The organism is Lentzea alba, assembly GCF_047445655.1.
Classification (GTDB): domain Bacteria; phylum Actinomycetota; class Actinomycetes; order Mycobacteriales; family Pseudonocardiaceae; genus Lentzea; species Lentzea alba_A.
The window spans coordinates 22001-37563 of sequence record NZ_JAJAEG010000010.1; the positions used below are offsets into that span (position 1 = coordinate 22001).

General features: G+C 70.6%; 19 protein-coding genes. 2 read left to right on the plus strand and 17 right to left on the minus strand.

Features of this window, described 5'->3' with window-relative positions:
- Positions 1 to 14: 14 nt before the first annotated feature.
- The 10 genes from LFM09_RS17715 to hypF all read right to left on the minus strand — a co-directional run bounded on the left by LFM09_RS17715 (position 15) and on the right by hypF (position 9465).
- Positions 15 to 455, minus strand: a complete 441-nt coding sequence (locus tag LFM09_RS17715) for a hydrogenase maturation protease (protein ID WP_414097566.1) — start codon at positions 453 to 455, stop codon at positions 15 to 17.
- Complete coding sequence (locus LFM09_RS17720; protein ID WP_414097567.1) at positions 452 to 1744, minus strand: Ni/Fe hydrogenase subunit alpha; 1293 nt, start codon at positions 1742 to 1744, stop codon at positions 452 to 454. The genes LFM09_RS17715 and LFM09_RS17720 overlap by 4 nt, the downstream gene beginning before the upstream one ends.
- Positions 1741 to 2478 (minus strand): oxidoreductase, encoded by a 738-nt coding sequence (locus LFM09_RS17725; protein ID WP_414097568.1) that lies wholly within the window; start codon positions 2476 to 2478, stop codon positions 1741 to 1743. The genes LFM09_RS17720 and LFM09_RS17725 overlap by 4 nt, the downstream gene beginning before the upstream one ends.
- The gene (locus tag LFM09_RS17730) at positions 2478 to 3260 is read right to left on the minus strand and encodes an FAD/NAD(P)-binding protein (protein ID WP_414097569.1); all 783 of its coding nucleotides are present in this window, start codon (positions 3258 to 3260) and stop codon (positions 2478 to 2480) included. The genes LFM09_RS17725 and LFM09_RS17730 overlap by 1 nt, the downstream gene beginning before the upstream one ends.
- A complete protein-coding gene (locus tag LFM09_RS17735) occupies positions 3257 to 3718 on the minus strand; it encodes a Crp/Fnr family transcriptional regulator (protein ID WP_414097570.1) in 462 nt (153 codons plus the stop codon). Before LFM09_RS17735 ends, LFM09_RS17730 begins: the two co-directional genes overlap by 4 nt.
- Positions 3719 to 3720: 2 nt before the next feature.
- Complete coding sequence (locus LFM09_RS17740; RefSeq protein ID WP_414097571.1) at positions 3721 to 4788, minus strand: 4Fe-4S dicluster domain-containing protein; 1068 nt, start codon at positions 4786 to 4788, stop codon at positions 3721 to 3723.
- Positions 4789 to 4896: 108 nt separating this feature from the next.
- Positions 4897 to 5922, minus strand: a complete 1026-nt coding sequence (hypE, locus tag LFM09_RS17745) for a hydrogenase expression/formation protein HypE (RefSeq protein WP_414097572.1) — start codon at positions 5920 to 5922, stop codon at positions 4897 to 4899.
- Entirely contained in the window at positions 5919 to 7022 is a 1104-nt protein-coding gene (gene hypD / locus LFM09_RS17750) for a hydrogenase formation protein HypD (protein WP_414097573.1), read from the minus strand. The genes hypE and hypD overlap by 4 nt, the downstream gene beginning before the upstream one ends.
- A complete protein-coding gene (locus tag LFM09_RS17755; protein WP_414097574.1) occupies positions 7019 to 7264 on the minus strand; it encodes a HypC/HybG/HupF family hydrogenase formation chaperone in 246 nt (81 codons plus the stop codon). The genes hypD and LFM09_RS17755 overlap by 4 nt, the downstream gene beginning before the upstream one ends.
- A complete protein-coding gene (gene hypF, locus LFM09_RS17760; RefSeq protein WP_414097575.1) occupies positions 7264 to 9465 on the minus strand; it encodes a carbamoyltransferase HypF in 2202 nt (733 codons plus the stop codon). Before hypF ends, LFM09_RS17755 begins: the two co-directional genes overlap by 1 nt.
- Before the next feature lie 136 nt (positions 9466 to 9601).
- Here hypF and LFM09_RS17765 point away from each other — a divergent pair, with 136 nt between their 5' ends.
- The gene (locus LFM09_RS17765; RefSeq protein WP_414097576.1) at positions 9602 to 10525 is read left to right on the plus strand and encodes an MBL fold metallo-hydrolase; all 924 of its coding nucleotides are present in this window, start codon (positions 9602 to 9604) and stop codon (positions 10523 to 10525) included.
- 46 nt (positions 10526 to 10571) lie between these two features.
- Positions 10572 to 10712 carry a hypothetical protein gene (locus LFM09_RS17770; RefSeq protein ID WP_414097577.1) on the plus strand — a complete coding sequence of 47 codons (141 nt, stop codon included), beginning with the start codon at positions 10572 to 10574 and terminating at the stop codon, positions 10710 to 10712.
- Between the two features lie 13 nt (positions 10713 to 10725).
- On the opposite strand, the gene LFM09_RS17775 is transcribed toward LFM09_RS17770, so the two are convergent.
- The 7 genes from LFM09_RS17775 to LFM09_RS17805 all read right to left on the minus strand — a co-directional run bounded on the left by LFM09_RS17775 (position 10726) and on the right by LFM09_RS17805 (position 15344).
- Positions 10726 to 11607, minus strand: coding sequence for a hypothetical protein (locus tag LFM09_RS17775; protein WP_414097578.1), 882 nt, complete (start codon positions 11605 to 11607; stop codon positions 10726 to 10728).
- 94 nt (positions 11608 to 11701) lie between these two features.
- Positions 11702 to 12184, minus strand: coding sequence for an adenosine-specific kinase (locus tag LFM09_RS17780; protein WP_414097579.1), 483 nt, complete (start codon positions 12182 to 12184; stop codon positions 11702 to 11704).
- Between the two features lie 66 nt (positions 12185 to 12250).
- Positions 12251 to 13342 (minus strand): glutamate--cysteine ligase, encoded by a 1092-nt coding sequence (locus LFM09_RS17785; protein ID WP_414097580.1) that lies wholly within the window; start codon positions 13340 to 13342, stop codon positions 12251 to 12253.
- Positions 13339 to 13644: a zinc-binding dehydrogenase gene (locus LFM09_RS17790; RefSeq protein WP_414097852.1), complete on the minus strand. Its 306-nt coding sequence runs from the start codon at positions 13642 to 13644 to the stop codon at positions 13339 to 13341. Before LFM09_RS17790 ends, LFM09_RS17785 begins: the two co-directional genes overlap by 4 nt.
- A complete protein-coding gene (locus LFM09_RS17795) occupies positions 13598 to 13912 on the minus strand; it encodes a zinc-binding dehydrogenase (protein ID WP_414097581.1) in 315 nt (104 codons plus the stop codon). The genes LFM09_RS17790 and LFM09_RS17795 overlap by 47 nt, the downstream gene beginning before the upstream one ends.
- 101 nt (positions 13913 to 14013) lie before the next feature.
- Positions 14014 to 14169 carry a hypothetical protein gene (locus tag LFM09_RS17800; RefSeq protein WP_414097582.1) on the minus strand — a complete coding sequence of 52 codons (156 nt, stop codon included), beginning with the start codon at positions 14167 to 14169 and terminating at the stop codon, positions 14014 to 14016.
- Positions 14170 to 14186: 17 nt separating this feature from the next.
- On the minus strand, positions 14187 to 15344 hold the full coding sequence (locus LFM09_RS17805; protein WP_414097583.1) for a globin domain-containing protein: 1158 nt from the start codon (positions 15342 to 15344) through the stop codon (positions 14187 to 14189).
- Between the last annotated feature and the right edge of the window lie 219 nt (positions 15345 to 15563).

Sequence of the window (15563 nt, forward strand, 5' to 3'; positions counted from 1 at the left end):
CTCCAGGAGACTGCTCACAGCGGCATGGGCAGGGAGAGCTCGGCCCGGATGGCCGCGGTGAGCGGTGCGACGGCTGCGGCGACGGCCGCGCTGAGGCCCGTGCCGAAGCCGGTGTCGGTGATCTCCACGGCGTACACGACGAGATGTTCCGGGCGGCGGTCGAGCGCGTCGGCCAGGTCCACGGCCTCAGGCACTCCGAACCCGTGCGTGCTCGCCGCCGGCACGGTATGAGGCAATGTTGTGCGGTGCCAACGGCCCGCCACCGCGGGTGTGCACCGCACGGCGTCCACGATCACGACGATCTCGGCGCCCTCCCACGACTCCATGAGGCGGACGGGGTCACCGTCGCTGATCTCCGCGCGCACGCCGAGCGCGGCCAGCGCACGGGCCACGGCCGGGCCGATGCCGTCATCGCGGCGGTACTCGTTGCCCACTCCGATCACGACGGCGTTCACGCCCGCTCCCTGGTGAAGTCGAGGAAGTGGGCCGAGCAGGAGATGCACGGGTCGTAGTTGCGAATCGTCTGCTCGCACAACGACTGCAGCGCGTGATCGTCGAGGTGCAGGTGCGACCGCACGACCTGCGTCACGTCCGCCTCAATGGCTGACTGGTTCTGCGAGGTGGGCGGCACGATGTCCGCGCTGAGGACGCGACCTTCCGAGGAGAGCTCGTAGCGGTGGTACAGCAGGCCGCGCGGCGCCTCGGTCACGCCATGTCCCACCGCGGCGCGCGCATTCACCTCGACGTACGGCGACTCCGGGCGTTCGTACGAGGCGATGATCCGCAACGCCTCCTCGACGGCGTACACCACCTCCACGGCCCGCACGACGATGCTGCGGAACGGGTTGCGGCACACCGGACCGAGCCCGGCCGCCGCAGCGGCCTGCCGCGCGACGGGGGAGAGGCGATCGTGGTTGAGGCTGTACCTGGCGAGCGGTCCGACCAGGAACACCTGCCCGTCGAGCCGGGCGTGCAGTGCCGTCGAGTGCGCGACCTGGTGCTCCACCACGTGGTCGCCGAACTCGGCGACCGGGAAGGCGAGCCCGGTGCTGACGTGGGGCGTGCCGCGGTCGAGCGGATAGTCGGTGTCGCGCAACGCCATCAGCTCGTGCGGCACGTCGACGTCCGGGAAGTCGAACGCGGCCACCCACGCGACCACGGCCAGCGCCTCGTCGAGCGCCTGGCGCAGGGTTTCGGCCAGGGGGCGCAACTCCTCGGAGGTGGGCACCCGGTAGAATCCGCCGACCCGCACGTTGACGGGGTGGATGGCGCGTCCGCCGATCACGTCCATGATCCGGTTGCCGGCCTTCTTCAACGCCAGGCCGCGTTCGACCACGGACCGGTGCTCCCGCGCCATCGCGATGCCGTCCGGAAAGCCGAGGAAGTCCGGCGCGTGCAGCAGGTGGACGTGCAAGGCGTGGCTGGAGATCCACTCACCGCAGTACAACAGCCGGCGCAGCTGCCGCAGCGCACCGCCGACCGAGACTCCGCAGGCGTCCTCGATCGCCAGGCACGCGCTCATCTGGTAGGCCACCGGGCAGATCCCGCAGATGCGCGCGGTGATGTCCGGTGGCTCGCGGAAGCCGCGGCCGCGCAGGAACGCCTCGAAGAACCGTGGTGGCTCGTAGATGTTCAGCTCGACCCGCTCGACCTCGCCGCCGATCGTGCGCACGTGCAGCGCGCCCTCGCCCTCGACCCTGGCCAGGCCCGCGACCTGCAGCGTGCGGTTCGCGCGATGCGTCATGTCCACTCCGCGTTGGCGTTGAAGGTGCGGAACACCATTCGCAGCTCGTCGTCGCCGAGGCCACTTCGCCGCAGCAACGGCACGAGCGCGGGCACGTTCGGTTGCTTCATCGGGCCGAAGCAGCCGTAGCAGCCCCGGTTCACCGCAGGGCACAGCGCACCGCAACCGGCGTGGGTCACCGGCCCCAGGCACGGGGTGTTCCGCGCGACCAGCACGCAGGTGAGACCCCGGCGCTTGCACTCGGTGCACACGCTGGTGTCCGGCAGGTCCGGAGCGCGGCTGGCGAGCAGTGCCGTGAGCACCTCCAGCAACTGCCCCTTGTCGATCGGACACCCGCGCAGCTCGTGGTCGACGGTGACGTGGGCGGAGATCGGGGTGGAGGTCGCGAGCGCGGTGATGTGCTCGGGCCGGGCGTAGACGATCGAACGGAACTCGTCGACGTCGGCGAAGTTCCGCAACGCTTGTATGCCACCGGAAGTCGCGCACGCGCCCACGACCACCAGCACCGCCGACTGCTCGCGGATCCACCGGATCCGTTCGGCCTCCTCCGGCGTGGTCACCGAGCCCTCGACGATCGAGATGTCGTACGGGCCAGGCTCGCTGACGCTGGTCACTTCGAGGAAGTGTGCTATCCGGACGTGCTCGGTCAACGGCAGCAGCTCGTCCTCGCAGTCGAGCAACGTCAGCTGACAGCCGTCGCACGAGGTGAACTTCCACACCGCGATGGTCGGCATCACAACTCCTTCGCCAGCAGCAGCGGTTCGGCGGCCGGGTAGCCGGTGACCGGCCCGTCGCGGCACAACAGCAGCGGGCCGAGCTGGCAGTGCCCGCACAGGCCGAGGCCGCACTGCATGTTGCGTTCCAGTGACACCTGGATCCGTTCGGCCGGCACACCTCGTCCCAGCAACGTCCTGGCGCAGTAGCGCATCATCGGTTCCGGGCCGCACAACAGCGCGGTCGTGTGGTCCGGGTCGAGCGGAATCGACGCGAGCGGCTCGGTGACGAAGCCGATCCTGCCGTACCAGTCGTGGTCGCCGCGGTCGACGGTGAGCACGACGTCCACATCGGACAGTTGCGCCAGCTCGTCCGCGTACAGGAGGTCCTGCGGCGTGCGGGCGCCCGCGATGAGCACCGTGCGTTTGCTGGGGTGGCCCAGCACCGGCCGCAACGGGGCCAGGCCGATGCCACCCGCGACGACGAGCAGGTCCTCGGCGCCGTCGAGCCGCCAGGCCGTGCCGAACGGGCCGCGCACCCCGAGCACGGTCCCCGGCTCGGCGTCGTGCAGGGCCCGGCTGACCGCACCGACCGCGCGCACGGTGTGCACGAGCGTGCCGTCACCGGGAATGCCGCTGATCGAGATCGGCACCTCGCCCACCCCGTGCGCGTAGAGCATCGCGAACTGGCCGGGCCGGAACTCCGGCAACGGTTCGCCGACCGGGTGCAGCGCCAGCGTCACCGAGTCCTGTGTCTCCACGGTGCGCGAGACGACCCGGTAGGGCGTGGGCACCCACGTCACGACGGGTTCCGGTAGAGGTCTAGCAGCCGGATCCTGGTGGCCTGCAACCGGTTCACCAACGCCTCGATCAGGATCAGCGCCAGCTGGTAGCCGAGCGCCGGATCGTCGTTGGCGAGCGCGCGCAACGCGGCGGTGTCCACCACCACCGCGCGCGTCGGCGACACGGCCGTCGCGCCGAAGTGCCAGCGATACGGCGGCACGAGCCAGGAGAGGCCGATGAGCTCACCCGGCCCGATGCTCTGCAACACGACATGACCGCCTGGCGGGACGAACGCGTCCAGCATGACGCAGCCGGACAGCACCACCCAGCACTGGTCCGCGAGCCCGCCCTCGTCGAACATCCGGGCGCCCGGCTCGTAGGTCTCCATCCGGCTGACCCCCGCGATCGCGGCGCGCTGCGTGTGCGTGAGGTTCGCGAGCAGTGGAAGGCTGTCCAAGCTGGTAGCAGGTGTCGTCATCCTCACTCACCCCGTGCGTCGTGGTCGTGGCTGAGAGCCGCGGCCTCTTCGGTGATGTCGATCCCGGCCGGGCACCAGGCGATGCACCGTCCACAACCGACACACCCGGACGTGCCGAACTGGTCGTGCCACGTGCCGAGCTTGTGCGTCATCCACTGCCGGTACCGCGCCGCGCCGGACGTGCGCACCGAGCCGCCGTGCAGGTAGGAGAAGTCGATCTCGAAGCAGGACGCCCAGCGCTGGGAACGTTCCGCGCCGCCCTGCAGGTCCGTGGCGTCCTCAACGGACACGCAGAAGCAGGTGGGACACACCATCGTGCAGTTGCCGCAGGTGAGGCAGCGCTCCGCGACGCTTTCCCAGTGGCGGGAGTCCCGGCTGGCGGCGAGCAGGTCGCGCAGGTCCAGTTCGGGCATGGCCCGGCCCATCCGCCCCGCGGCCGCCGCGACGTCCTGTTCGGCCGTCATGACGTCCTCGGTGGTGGCCACGCGCGCTGGTACGCGGGTGAGCACGTCGGAGCCGTCGCTCGTACCGGCGGTGGCGAGGAACCGGTGGCCGCCGGAGTCGATCCGTTCGGTCAGCGCGATGTCGTAGCCCTCTCCGGCGCCGGGGCCGCATCCCATCGAGGAGCAGAAGCACACCTCACCGGGTTCGGTGCACTGCGCGGCGACCACGAACGGCGTTCTGCCTCCGACGATCTGCCGAAGTTTCGCGATGGCGGCGAGGTCGCACGGCCGCACACCGAAGAACGCGTAGTCCGGTGCCGGTTCCTCGGCGGCGTGGAATCCGGTGCTGTCGCTGGAAACCAGCGTGCGGCGCGGCGGGTGCAGGAACTTCTTCCACGACTGCGGTCCCGCCGAATGCCCGAAGACCGCGGCGTCCGACCGTCTGCGCACCCGGTAGTGGCCGGGGCCCGTCTCGACGCCCCACCCGCTCGGCAGATCCGCCGCGGAGGTCAGCTCGGCGAGCGTGATCGCGTCGTCCTGATGAACGGGGCCGACGACGGTCCGGCCGTCCTCGCGGAGCACGCCGATGAGCACATCGAGTCCGGTGAAGTCCAGCACCACGTTCATTGGCCGCCCTCCTCGTGGCTGTTCCTCCATCGTCACGACGAGCGGTCACCGCTCCCAGTGACCAAAGGCCCGCGCGGCCCGGCGCTTCGGTCCTGGAAGGACGACACCTCAGCAGATCCGGGGCAGCTGTTCGCCGACCAGCACGTCCACCACGCGTGACGACCCGACCAGGGTGTGCGCGAGGACGCGCCCCGGTACGCCGTGGGTCACCTCGCCGATGATGGTGGTGTCCGCACCCTCTGGCAGAGCGCGCATCGCCTCCACCACCGCATCGACCGAGCCGGGTGCGACGAACGCCACCAGACACCCCTCGTTGGCCACGTGCAACGGGTCCAGCCCGAGCAGGTCGCAGGCCGCTGCCACGGGCCGGGGCACCGGCACCTGCGATTCGACGATCTCCACGCACACCCCGGACGCCGCGGCGATCTCGTTGAGCGAGCCGGCCAGACCGCCTCGCGTGGGGTCGCGCAACGCGTGCACGTCAGCGCCGCCCGCGCGGATCATCGCGGCGACGAGCTCGTGCAGCGGCCGGGTGTCGGACAAGACGTCCGCCTCGAAGCCGAGCCCCTCGCGGGCACTGAGGATGGAGATGCCGTGCAGGCCGATCGGCCCGGACACCAGCACGACGTCACCTGGTACCGCGCTCGCCGCCGACGGCCACGCGTCGCGCAGCCGGACACCGACGCCGGTCGTCGTGACGTAGAGACCGTCGGCGGCGCCACGACCCACGACCTTGGTGTCGCCCGTGACGATCGGGACGTTCGCGGCACGGGCGGCGGCCGCGGCGGAGTGCGTGATGTCGCGCAGCTCCGAGATCGGCAGGCCCTCCTCGATGATGTAGGCCAGGCTGAGCGCGATCGGCCGGGCGCCGCGCATGGCGAGGTCGTTCACCGTGCCGTGCACCGCGAGCGCGCCGATGTCACCGCCGGGGAAGAACCGCGGCGTAACGACGTAGCTGTCGGTGCTGAACACCTGGTCCAGGCCGATCAGCGCAGCGTCCTCCAGCGGCTCGGTGAGGCCGAGTTCGGGGGCGATGACGTCGGCGAGCAGCTCGGCCATGAGCTGACCGCCGGAGCCGTGGCCCAGCAGGACGCGTTCGGTTTCCACACGCGGGACGGGACAGGAGAGGCTCATGGGTGCTCCACGGTGAGTGCTCGGCCGGCGTTGAAGAACGCCGAGCAGGTGCCCTCGCTGGACACCATCGGTGCGCCCAGCGGACTTCTCGGGGTGCAGGTGCGCCCGTAGGCGACGCAGTCGGTCGGCACGCGGGTGCCGCGCAGGATGTCGCCCGCGATGCAGTCCGGCGACTCACGGGTGACCAGGTCGCCGATCTCGAACCTGAGTTCGGCGTCGTAGTGGGCGAACTCGGGACTCAGCGCGAGGCCACTGCGCGGGATCGGGCCGATGCCCCGCCACGTCCGGTCGCTCACCCGGAACACCCGGCGCATCGCTTCCTGCGCGGCGGAGTTCCCGGACCGGCGCACCGCGCGGGCGTACTGGTTCTCGACCTCGGCACGGCCCTCCTCGAGCTGCCGGACCGCCATCAGGATGCCTTCCAGCAGGTCCAACGGCTCGAACCCGGTCACCACGACCGGAACGCGGTACCTGGCCGCGATCGGCTCGTACTCCGTCCAGCCCATCACCGCGCAGACGTGCCCGGCCGCGAGGAACGCCTGCACCTGCGTGTCCGGATCGTCCATGAGCGCGGTGATCGCCGGCGGCACCAGCACGTGGCTCACCAGCACGCTGAAGTTGGCCACCCCGGACGCCGCCGCGTGCAGGACCGCCATCGCGTTGGCCGGTGCGGTCGTCTCGAAACCGACCGCGAGGAACACCACCTGCCGGTCGGGGTTCTCCCGCGCGATGCGCACCGCGTCGAGCGGCGTGTACACGACTCGCACGTCCGCGCTCCTGGCCTTGAGCGCCAGCAGGTCGCCGGAGGTGCCCGGCACCCGGAGCATGTCGCCGTAGCTGGTGAAGATCACGTCCGGTCGTGCCGCGATGGCGAGCGCCTTGTCGATCGTCTCGAGCGGGGTCACGCACACCGGGCAGCCCGGTCCGTGGATCATCCGGATGCCGGCGGGCAGCAGCTCGTCGATGCCCTGCCGCACGATCGTGTGCGTCTGGCCGCCGCAGACCTCCATGATCGTCCACGGGGTGGTGGCGGTGGCGCGCAACTCGGCGAGCAGCCGCCGCGCCAGCACGGGATCGCGGTACTCCTGCAGGTGCTTCACGGCCCAAGCTCCGTTTCGATCGCGTCCGGCATGGCGCGCAGCACGGCGAGCGTCCTCGCCGCCTCCTCCTCGTCGACCAGGCTGATCGCGAACCCGACGTGCACGATCACGTAGCAGCCGATCTCCGCCTCAGGGGTGTACGCGAGGCACACCGGTCTGCGCAGACCGTCGAAGTCGACGGTGCCGGTACGGGGCTCGTCGTCGTCGAGGCTCACGATCCGGCCCGGAATCCCCAAGCACATCAGCAGTCCTCTCCCGCCAGCAGCGCCGCCGCCACGGCGGCCTGCCCGTAGCTGATCCCGCCGTCGTTGACCGGCACGCGCTCGCCGACGAGCACGCGGAAGCCGTCGAGCCCGCGGGTCACCTCGTCGACGAGTCTGCGGTTCTGGAACACCCCACCGCCCAGGCACACCGTCCGGACGTCCCCGGCGACCTCGCGCACCAGCGCGGCGGTGACCTCTGCGATCGTGGAGTGGAACCGGGCCGCCCGGACACCTACCGGATCGCCGGACGTGACGAGGCCGCGCAACGTCGGCACCGGGTCGTACACCCACATCCCGGCACGCCGGTGCAGTTTCCAGTCGAACGCCGGAGCGGAGTGGTCCGCGGCCGCCGTCTCCAGCAGCACCGCGGCTTCGCCCTCGTAGGAGTTCTCCTCGCACAAGCCCAGCAACGCGGCGGCGGCGTCGAACAGCCTGCCCGCGCTCGACGCGAGCGGGCTGTTGACCCGCCGCTCGATCATGCGCCGCACCAGCCCGGTTTCTGGCGAGCGCAGGGAGTCCGGAATGGACGGTGCACCGAAGTCCTCGGCGCCGTGGAGGTATCCCAGCGCCATCCGGGACGGACGCCGGACGGCGGCTTCACCACCGGGCAGCGGGGCGCGGCCGAACCGGCCCACCCGCAGGTAGTCCCGGTACGTGGCCAGGAAGATCTCGCCACCCCACAACGTGCCGTCGTCGCCCAGGCCCAGACCGTCGTAGGCGACACCGATGAACCGGCCCCGCACACCGTGTTCCGCCGCGGTCGCCGCGACGTGCGCGTGATGGTGCTGAACGGGGATGCGGCGATCCCTCGGCCACCGCTCGGCGAACCGGGTCGAGAGATAACGGGGATGCAGGTCGTGGGCACACCACTCCGGCTTCACGCCCTGCCACCGGCTCAGCGCTTCCGCGGTGCTCTCGAACGCGCTGAGCGTCTCGGCGTTCTCGAGGTCTCCGGTGTGCGGGCCGAGCGTCGCGCGATCACCGGTCACGAGCGCGGCTGTGTGCTTGAGCTGTGCGCCCAGCGCCAGCACCGGAGCCGGTGACGACACGGGCAACGGCATCGGTTCGGGCGCGAATCCCCTCGCCCTGCGCACCATCCGACCGGCGCGGACGACCGAATCGTCGTAGCGCGAGAGGATCGGCCGGTTGTGCGTGAGGACGCCGTCCACCAGCGGTGCCAGCGTCGACAGGGCCTCCTCGTCACGGATCTCGATGGGGGCACCGGATCGGTTCCCGCTGGTCACCACGAGTGGCCGGGCGAGGTCGTGCACGAGCAGGTGGTGCAGAGGGGTGTAGGGCAGGAAGAGCCCGACGTCCAGCCCTCCGGAGAGGGACCGCAGCACTACGATCGGTGCGGCGGGGGACCGCAGCAGCCCGGCCGCCTGATCATCCACATCGGACAGCGCGCGCGCTTCCTCCAGGTCACGGACCATCACGGCCAACGGTTTGCGCGGCCGGTGTTTCAGTTCGCGCAGCCGGACGACGACGTCATCGTCCGCGGCGTCGCAGACCAGCTGGTAGCCACCGATGCCCTTGACCGCGACGATGCCGCCTCGCGCGATCGCCGCGGTGGCCAGGTGCAGCGCCTCGTCACCGGTCACGTCACCCCAGCGCAGCCGGGGGCCGCAGCCGGGGCACGCCACCGGCTCCGCGTGGAACCGGCGGTCAGCTGGATCGTGGTACTCGGCCGAACACAGCGCACACAGCGGAAAGCCGCGCATGGTCGTGCGCGATCTGTCGTAGGGCACCGACTCGACGATCGTCGCCCGCGGGCCGCAGTCGGTGCAGTTGACGAACGGGTACCGGTAGCGCCGGTCCCGGGGGTCGAACAGTTCGGCCACGCAGGCGTCGCAGGTCGCGAGATCGGGAACGATGGTGCGAGGGCCACCCCCGAACCCGCTGTCCCGCATGACGAAGCCGGCCTGTCCGATGTCTGGCGCTCGGGTGACGGTCATGCGGTCGACGCGCGCATGTCGTGGCGCGCGCTCGCGCAGGGCCTGCTTGAACGCACCGAGCGCGTCCGGCGGGCCAGAAGCGGTGATGACGACGTGCCCGCCGACGTTCCGCACGTCGCCGCGGATACCGAGTGCGGTCGCGAGGCGGAAGACGTGCGGCCGGAACCCGACACCCTGCACGGTGCCGTGCACCTCGATGCGTTCGGTGCGTTCGGTCGTGATCACCCTTGGCGCTCCCGCTGTCCCGATGAGCTGTTCTGCCCACTACGAACCTCACATCGCGAGCGCTTTCCCGGGAGGGGCCTAGGTCCCGGGAAAGCAGGGACCGTAGCGGCCGTCGCCGGTCAGGGATGATGCTCCGGTGAAGCTCTGGTTGAGTCGTCCGAGCCTGCGGCGCTATTCGGCGCAGGTGCAGCCCAGTGCACCGGACGCTGGAGTGAAGGCGTGGTTCCTCGGCACCAGCTCGGTGCTGCTGAGCGACGGGCACACCGCGGTGCTCAGCGACGGCTTCGTCACCCGGCCCGGTCTGGCCCGCGTGCTGTTCGGCAGGATCGCGCCCGACACCCGTGTGGTCCGCGCGGCGATCGAACGGCTCGGCACACCGCCGCTCGCCGCCGTTGTGTGCGTGCACTCCCACTACGACCACGCGCTGGACGCGCCGGTGTGGGCCTCGCTGACCGGAGCGGAACTGGTCGGCTCGGAGTCCACGGCGAACGTCGGGCGCGGTCTCGGCGTACCTGAGGAGAGCCTGCGCGTCGTCGGTGCGGGCGACGTCCTCACCTGCGGCGGGTTCGAGCTGACGTTCGTCGAGTCCGACCACAGCCCCGGCGATCGTTACCCCGGCACGGTGGACGCCGCGCTCGTTCCGCCCGGCCGGAGCCGGGAGTGGCGAACGGGCACCGTCTACTCCGTCTTCGTTTCGCACCGGTGCGGGACGCTTCTGTTGCACGCCAGCGCGGGATTCCGGCCGGGCGCGCTGCACGGCACACACGCGGACGTGGTGTACCTCGGTGTCGGCGGGCTGGGCCGGCAGCCGGTCAGGTACGTCGAGGCGTACTGGGACGAGGTCGTGCGCGCGACCGGTGCGCGCCGGGTGGTGCTGGTCCACTGGGACGACTTCTTCATCTCACTGGACCAGCCGCTGCGTCCGATGCCGTACCCGGCCGACGACCTGGACGCCACGATGCGCCACCTGTCGGCGCTCGCCGCACGCGACGACGTCGAGGTCCTGCTGCCGGTCGCCTGGCAGCCCGCCGACCCGTTCGCGAGCTCTGGTCAGACGTGAAAGCGGCCCCTTTCCTCGTCACGGCGGATGCCACAGAGTGGCTGGCATGACGAGTACACCGATCTTCGATGCGCTCGCCGCCGAGCTGCTGACCACGGGTCAGGCCTCGGACGGGACAACCGAGGCCGCGGACCAGCCCGGCCACTCCGCCGACTCGGGTGTCCAGCTGACCGGACGCCTGGAGTGACGTCCCGCGGTCCTCAGGGCTCCAGGCACTCGGGGATCGAGTCCGTCTGCCCGGTGGGACGTTCGGTGTTGCCCTGCGGGTCGTAGATCTTCACCCAGCGCACCGAGCTGAACTGCTTGAGCGTCGGGATGATCTCGTCGGCCACGGAGAAGGTCGAGCCGTGGCTGGAACAGCCGCCGGTGAGCCGCACCCGCGCGATTCCGTCCACAATGGACAGGTCGGTGAAGCCGGTGGCGTCGGAGTTGACGAACCTGAGCCGTTGCGCGAGTTCGTCCTGGGTCGGACCCGCGAACAGCCGTTGCAGAGCCCCGCGCGCGGTGGCCGGAGGAATCACCGGCCGGGTGACGGCGCGGGTGTAAGGCGGTACGCCGGACTGGAAGCGGTCGAGGTCGAGGAAGTGGACGTTCACCGGCACCGTGCGGAACGGCGTGGCGATGTCGACGACGATCCGGCTCGGGCCGGTGAGCGTGAACACCGTGACACCCGTGCGCTGGGCGAGACCGATCCCGAAGGTCAGCACACCCTCGAAGTCGCCAGAGTTGACGACCTGGATGACGTTGGGCAGCGGGTAGGTGCGGCGGGTCGGCCCGTACGTCACGTTGCCGTTGTCGTCGTGGCCTCGCGCGGACGCCATGCGGACCTGCAGGATCGCGTCTCCTGCCACCGGGACGGGAAGCCCGGAGGGATCGCCGATCAGCTCGGGGACGTAGCCGGCCACTCGCTGGGCGGGGACCGGTCCGGTGAACTCGAAGACGACGCGGTCGTAGTCCGGGTGATGTGCCGCCCGGATCGCGACCAGGGTCGAGGTCTGCGGTGCCGCCACCGCGGACGTCGTGGCACCAGCGGCTGCGACCACACAGGCGAGCATCACGAGAACGGAGCGGATTCGGTACATGGAGGTTCCCCCTCTGTACGTGGTGGACCTGTCCACACTTAGACCTGAGAGGCGTCAGGAGGCAGGGGCCAATCCCGCCGCGGCCGCGAGGCGATCAGGGCTTGTAACCGATCCGGCGCAGCAGCGCCTGGCGTTCCACCTGGTCGTCGGCGTTCTCAACGCCGGCAGGCGGACCTCCGTCGACCACGCCGATGATGCCCCGGCCCAGCGCGGTGCCTGCCAGCAGCACGTCGACCTGGTTGGCGGTGGCGCAGAAGATCCCGCAGACCTCGGGCACCTGCTTGATGGCGTTGAGCACGTTGACCGGGTAGCCCTCGCGCAGGAAGACGATGAACGAGTGGCCGCTGCCGATCGCCTGGGCGTTCTTGACCGCGAGCTCGACCAGGTCCGGGTCGTTGCCCGAGTGGCGGACGAGCCGAGGCCCCGAGGCCTCGCAGAAGGCCAGCCCGAACCGCAGGTGGGGACTCGCACCCGCAAGAGCCTCGTGCAGGTCGTCGACCGACTTGATGAAGTGCGCCTGTCCGATGATGACGTTGAGATCCTCTGGCTTCTCGACGCGAACCGCGAAGATGGACATCAACCGAGTGTGGTGTGCTCAGGTGGCCGGGAGCAGTGGCCAAAGTCCCTGTGGGAAGGCAACCGGTCACCACTTCGGTTCCGGGCCGGTGGTGGCGGCCGCGAGGTGGTCCACCACGGCGCTCAGCTCACCGCGTTCGCGCAACACCCGGCGTTGTCGTGCCGCGCCACCGCCGTGCGCCCGCAACCAGGACATCTGGCCCTGGACGAAGCCCAGGTCCCCAGCGGCTCGCAGCGCGGGCGACACGTGCCGCACGAGGTCGTCGACCAGGTTCCAGCCCTCGCTCGCCTTGCCGCTGAACGGATCGAGGCAGCGTCCGTCCGGTCCCACGAGAGCGGCTTGCGCACACGCGGTGCGCAGCAACACGTCCGACACGCACGGCTGGCGCTCCGACTCCAGTGCGACGCTGACGAGTGCTCTGGTGAGCGCGGCCTGCAGAAGGGCTTCCGGCACGGTCATCGCCACGTCCGCCACCCGCACCTCGACGGTCGGCACGTGCCGGGACGGCCGGACGAACCAGTAGATCATTCCGGCGTCGGTGACGACCTCGGCGTCGACCAGCCGTCCGACCAGCTCGTGGTACTCCCGGACGTCGCGGAAGTGAGGCGGCACCCCCACGACTGGCCACCGCGACCAGACGACCGTCCGCCAGCTCGCGTACCGGGTGTCACGGCCGTTGAAGAACGGTGAGTTGGCTGCCAGCAACAACAACGCGGGCAACCAGGGCCGGATGTGGTTGCTCACGCGGATCGCCTCGTCGACGTCGGGGACACCGACGTGCACGTGACATCCACACACGCCCTGGTCTTCGGTGAGCATGCCGAACCGTTCCGCCATGCGCCGGTAGCGCGGCTTGTCCGTGACAGGCGGCGGTCCCGGACGGCCCAGCGGCGGTGTCCCCGAGGCGATGATCAACGCACCGTGGTCGCGCGCGGCCTCGGCGAGCGTGGTGCGTCCACGGGTCAGTTCCTTCCCCGCCGCGGCCAGGTCCAGGCACACCGGGGTCGCGAACTCGGCCTGTGCCGCGGAGAACTCCCGGTGGAAGTCCACATCGGACAACCGCGTCACGGCGCGCGCGCCGACCGGGGACGGGCGCCGGGTAGCGGCGTCGAGAACCAGGTACTCCTCCTCGATGCCGAACGTCAGTGCGGTGCTCACGACTCCACCAGCCTCACGAGAGGTCCACACGTCCAGGGTCCTCCTGCCGGCCCGCTGTTCCCAGAGGGCAACGGTGACCCCCGCAGGGACGAAGGTCCCGGGGCGGGCGGTGGAAGATCGCCGCAGGCCTCGGCCACCCGCAGGACGACCTTGCCGCCGGCCCGGTCGGTCTCTCCACGGCGATGCGCCTGCGCCGTGTCGGTGAGCGGGTACACCGAGTCGATCCGCACGCGCAGCCCGCCCTGCTCGACGCGGTCATCCCGAGCCGGTCCTGCTCCACGACGGTGAAGCCGGCGGGGAATCCCGGCGCCGTGCCTCGGCGTGTCGAGGACGACGTCGACCGGCCGGCCCGCGCAGGACCTCGGCGAAGTCCTGGTCGCGGTAGTCGATCACCTCGTCGGCGCCGAGGGAGCGGACGAACTCGTGCTTGGCCGTGCTCGCGGTGCCGATGACGTGGGCGCCGCGGCTCTTCGCGATCTGCACGGCCAGATGCCCGACCCCGCCCGCCGCCGCGTGCACGAGCACCCGCTGACCGGCCTGTGGCCGGCCGTGTCGATCAGGCCCTGCCACACCGTGAGCGCGGCCAGCGGATGGCCACCGTCCTGCGGTTCCTGTTGTTCCGCAACTGTGTCTTCTGCGGGCGGCGCGCCACGCCGCGCACAGGTGAGGTGTCAGGAGCGGTGAAGCTCCTTCATCACCCGTCCCAGCACGAACCGGCTGGAGTCGACGGCACGTTCCTCCCACCCGAAGACATAGACGGTGGCGATGTCGTCGACGGCCGCGACCCGATCGACCTCGCCCTGTCCGATGTCGAGGTGCTGGTGCACGCGCGCCGCCGAGCCGGTTACTGCGCGAGCATGCCGGGACCGAAGACCTCGTACTTGATGTCGTCGGCGTGTACTCCGCGCCGGAGGAGTCCGGCACGCATGTCGCGCATGAACGGGATCGGGCCGCACAGGTGGATGACTGCCCCGGACGGCAACGGGATCGCGTCCACGTCGATACGGCCGGTGTGTCCGTCGCCGTTCTCGTACCAGGTCAGTTGCTGGAAGCCGGCGAGGCGGGCGTACTCCTCGCGGTGTGCGTGCCGGTCTGCCGAGATCTCGGCGTGCACGGCGACGACCGTGCGTTCGGGCTGTGCGGCGGACAGGTGGTCGAGCATCGACAGCATCGGTGTGATGCCGATGCCCGCGCTGATCAACACCACCGGCCGGTCGCCGTGCTCGAGCGTGACCTCGCCGGCGGGAGGACCGACCAGCAGTGTGTGGTCGGCCTGCACGTGGTCGTGCAGGAAGTTCGACACCGCACCGTCCGGGACACCGTCCACACCGCGAACACGTCGCACGGTGATGCGCAGCTCGTCTCGGCCAGGTGCCTGGGACAGCGAGTACTGGCGCGGCTGCCGGTGCCCGTCCGGCAGGTCGACCGCCACGGACACGTACTGCCCCGGCGCGAACGCCGGCACCGGGCCGCCGTCGTCGGGCAGCAGCGTGAAGGACACCGTGTCGACCGCCTCCTCGTCGCGCTTCGCGACGCGCCACGGCCGCCACAGCGTCTCTGGGGTGGTGTTCGCGGTCTGGAACAGCCGTGCCTCGGCGGCGATCAGCGACACCGCGAACAGCCAGTACACCTCTTCCCAGGCCGCGGCGACCTCGGGTGTGACGGCGTCACCGAGGACCGTGGCCACGGCGCCGATGAGGTGCCTGCCGACGATCGGGTACTGGTCGGGCCGCACTCCGAGCGAGACGTGCTTGTGGGCGATGCGTTCGGCGATCGGGCCGAACGGTGTCCCGTCGAGCAGGTGCTGGGCGTACGCGACGACCGCGGCGGCCAGCGCGACCTGCTGCTTGCCACTGGCCTGGTTGCCCTGGTTGAAGAGGTTCAGCAGCTCCGGGTGCGCGGCGAACATCGACGGGTAGAACTCGGCGGCGATCTCGGCGGCGTGGTCGCGGACGACGGGCAGGGTCGCGCGCACCACGAGAGCTGAAGCAGCGGAAAGCACAAGACGCTCCTCGGAAAGGGACCTGGGACGGATGCGCGGCAGCGCGATCACATCTCGATCTTTCGCGATCAGGTGCGGGTGAACGCAGGTAGGAACGTCGCTTACCGGACAGGACCTTCGTCCCGGGACTCCGGTCGTGCCGATGACGGTTTCGTTCAGCACCGCAGGGAGGAGCAAAGCCAATCTGGCTCGGGTGTCCCGAGTTCTCGAGCGCCGCGC

What these genes read in the sequence shown, in the direction of transcription:
- LFM09_RS17725 (WP_414097568.1), bottom strand. Translation starts at nt 2,478, where the DNA reads ATGCCGACCATCGCGGTGTGGAAGTTCACCTCGTGCGACGGCTGTCAG.
- LFM09_RS17775 (WP_414097578.1), bottom strand. Translation starts at nt 11,607, where the DNA reads ATGTACCGAATCCGCTCCGTTCTCGTGATGCTCGCCTGTGTGGTCGCA.
- LFM09_RS17770 (WP_414097577.1), top strand. Translation starts at nt 10,572, where the DNA reads ATGACGAGTACACCGATCTTCGATGCGCTCGCCGCCGAGCTGCTGACC.
- LFM09_RS17740 (WP_414097571.1), bottom strand. Translation starts at nt 4,788, where the DNA reads ATGAACGTGGTGCTGGACTTCACCGGACTCGATGTGCTCATCGGCGTG.
- LFM09_RS17755 (WP_414097574.1), bottom strand. Translation starts at nt 7,264, where the DNA reads ATGTGCTTGGGGATTCCGGGCCGGATCGTGAGCCTCGACGACGACGAG.
- LFM09_RS17720 (WP_414097567.1), bottom strand. Translation starts at nt 1,744, where the DNA reads ATGACGCATCGCGCGAACCGCACGCTGCAGGTCGCGGGCCTGGCCAGG.
- hypE (WP_414097572.1), bottom strand. Translation starts at nt 5,922, where the DNA reads ATGAGCCTCTCCTGTCCCGTCCCGCGTGTGGAAACCGAACGCGTCCTG.
- LFM09_RS17735 (WP_414097570.1), bottom strand. Translation starts at nt 3,718, where the DNA reads ATGACGACACCTGCTACCAGCTTGGACAGCCTTCCACTGCTCGCGAAC.
- LFM09_RS17780 (WP_414097579.1), bottom strand. Translation starts at nt 12,184, where the DNA reads ATGTCCATCTTCGCGGTTCGCGTCGAGAAGCCAGAGGATCTCAACGTC.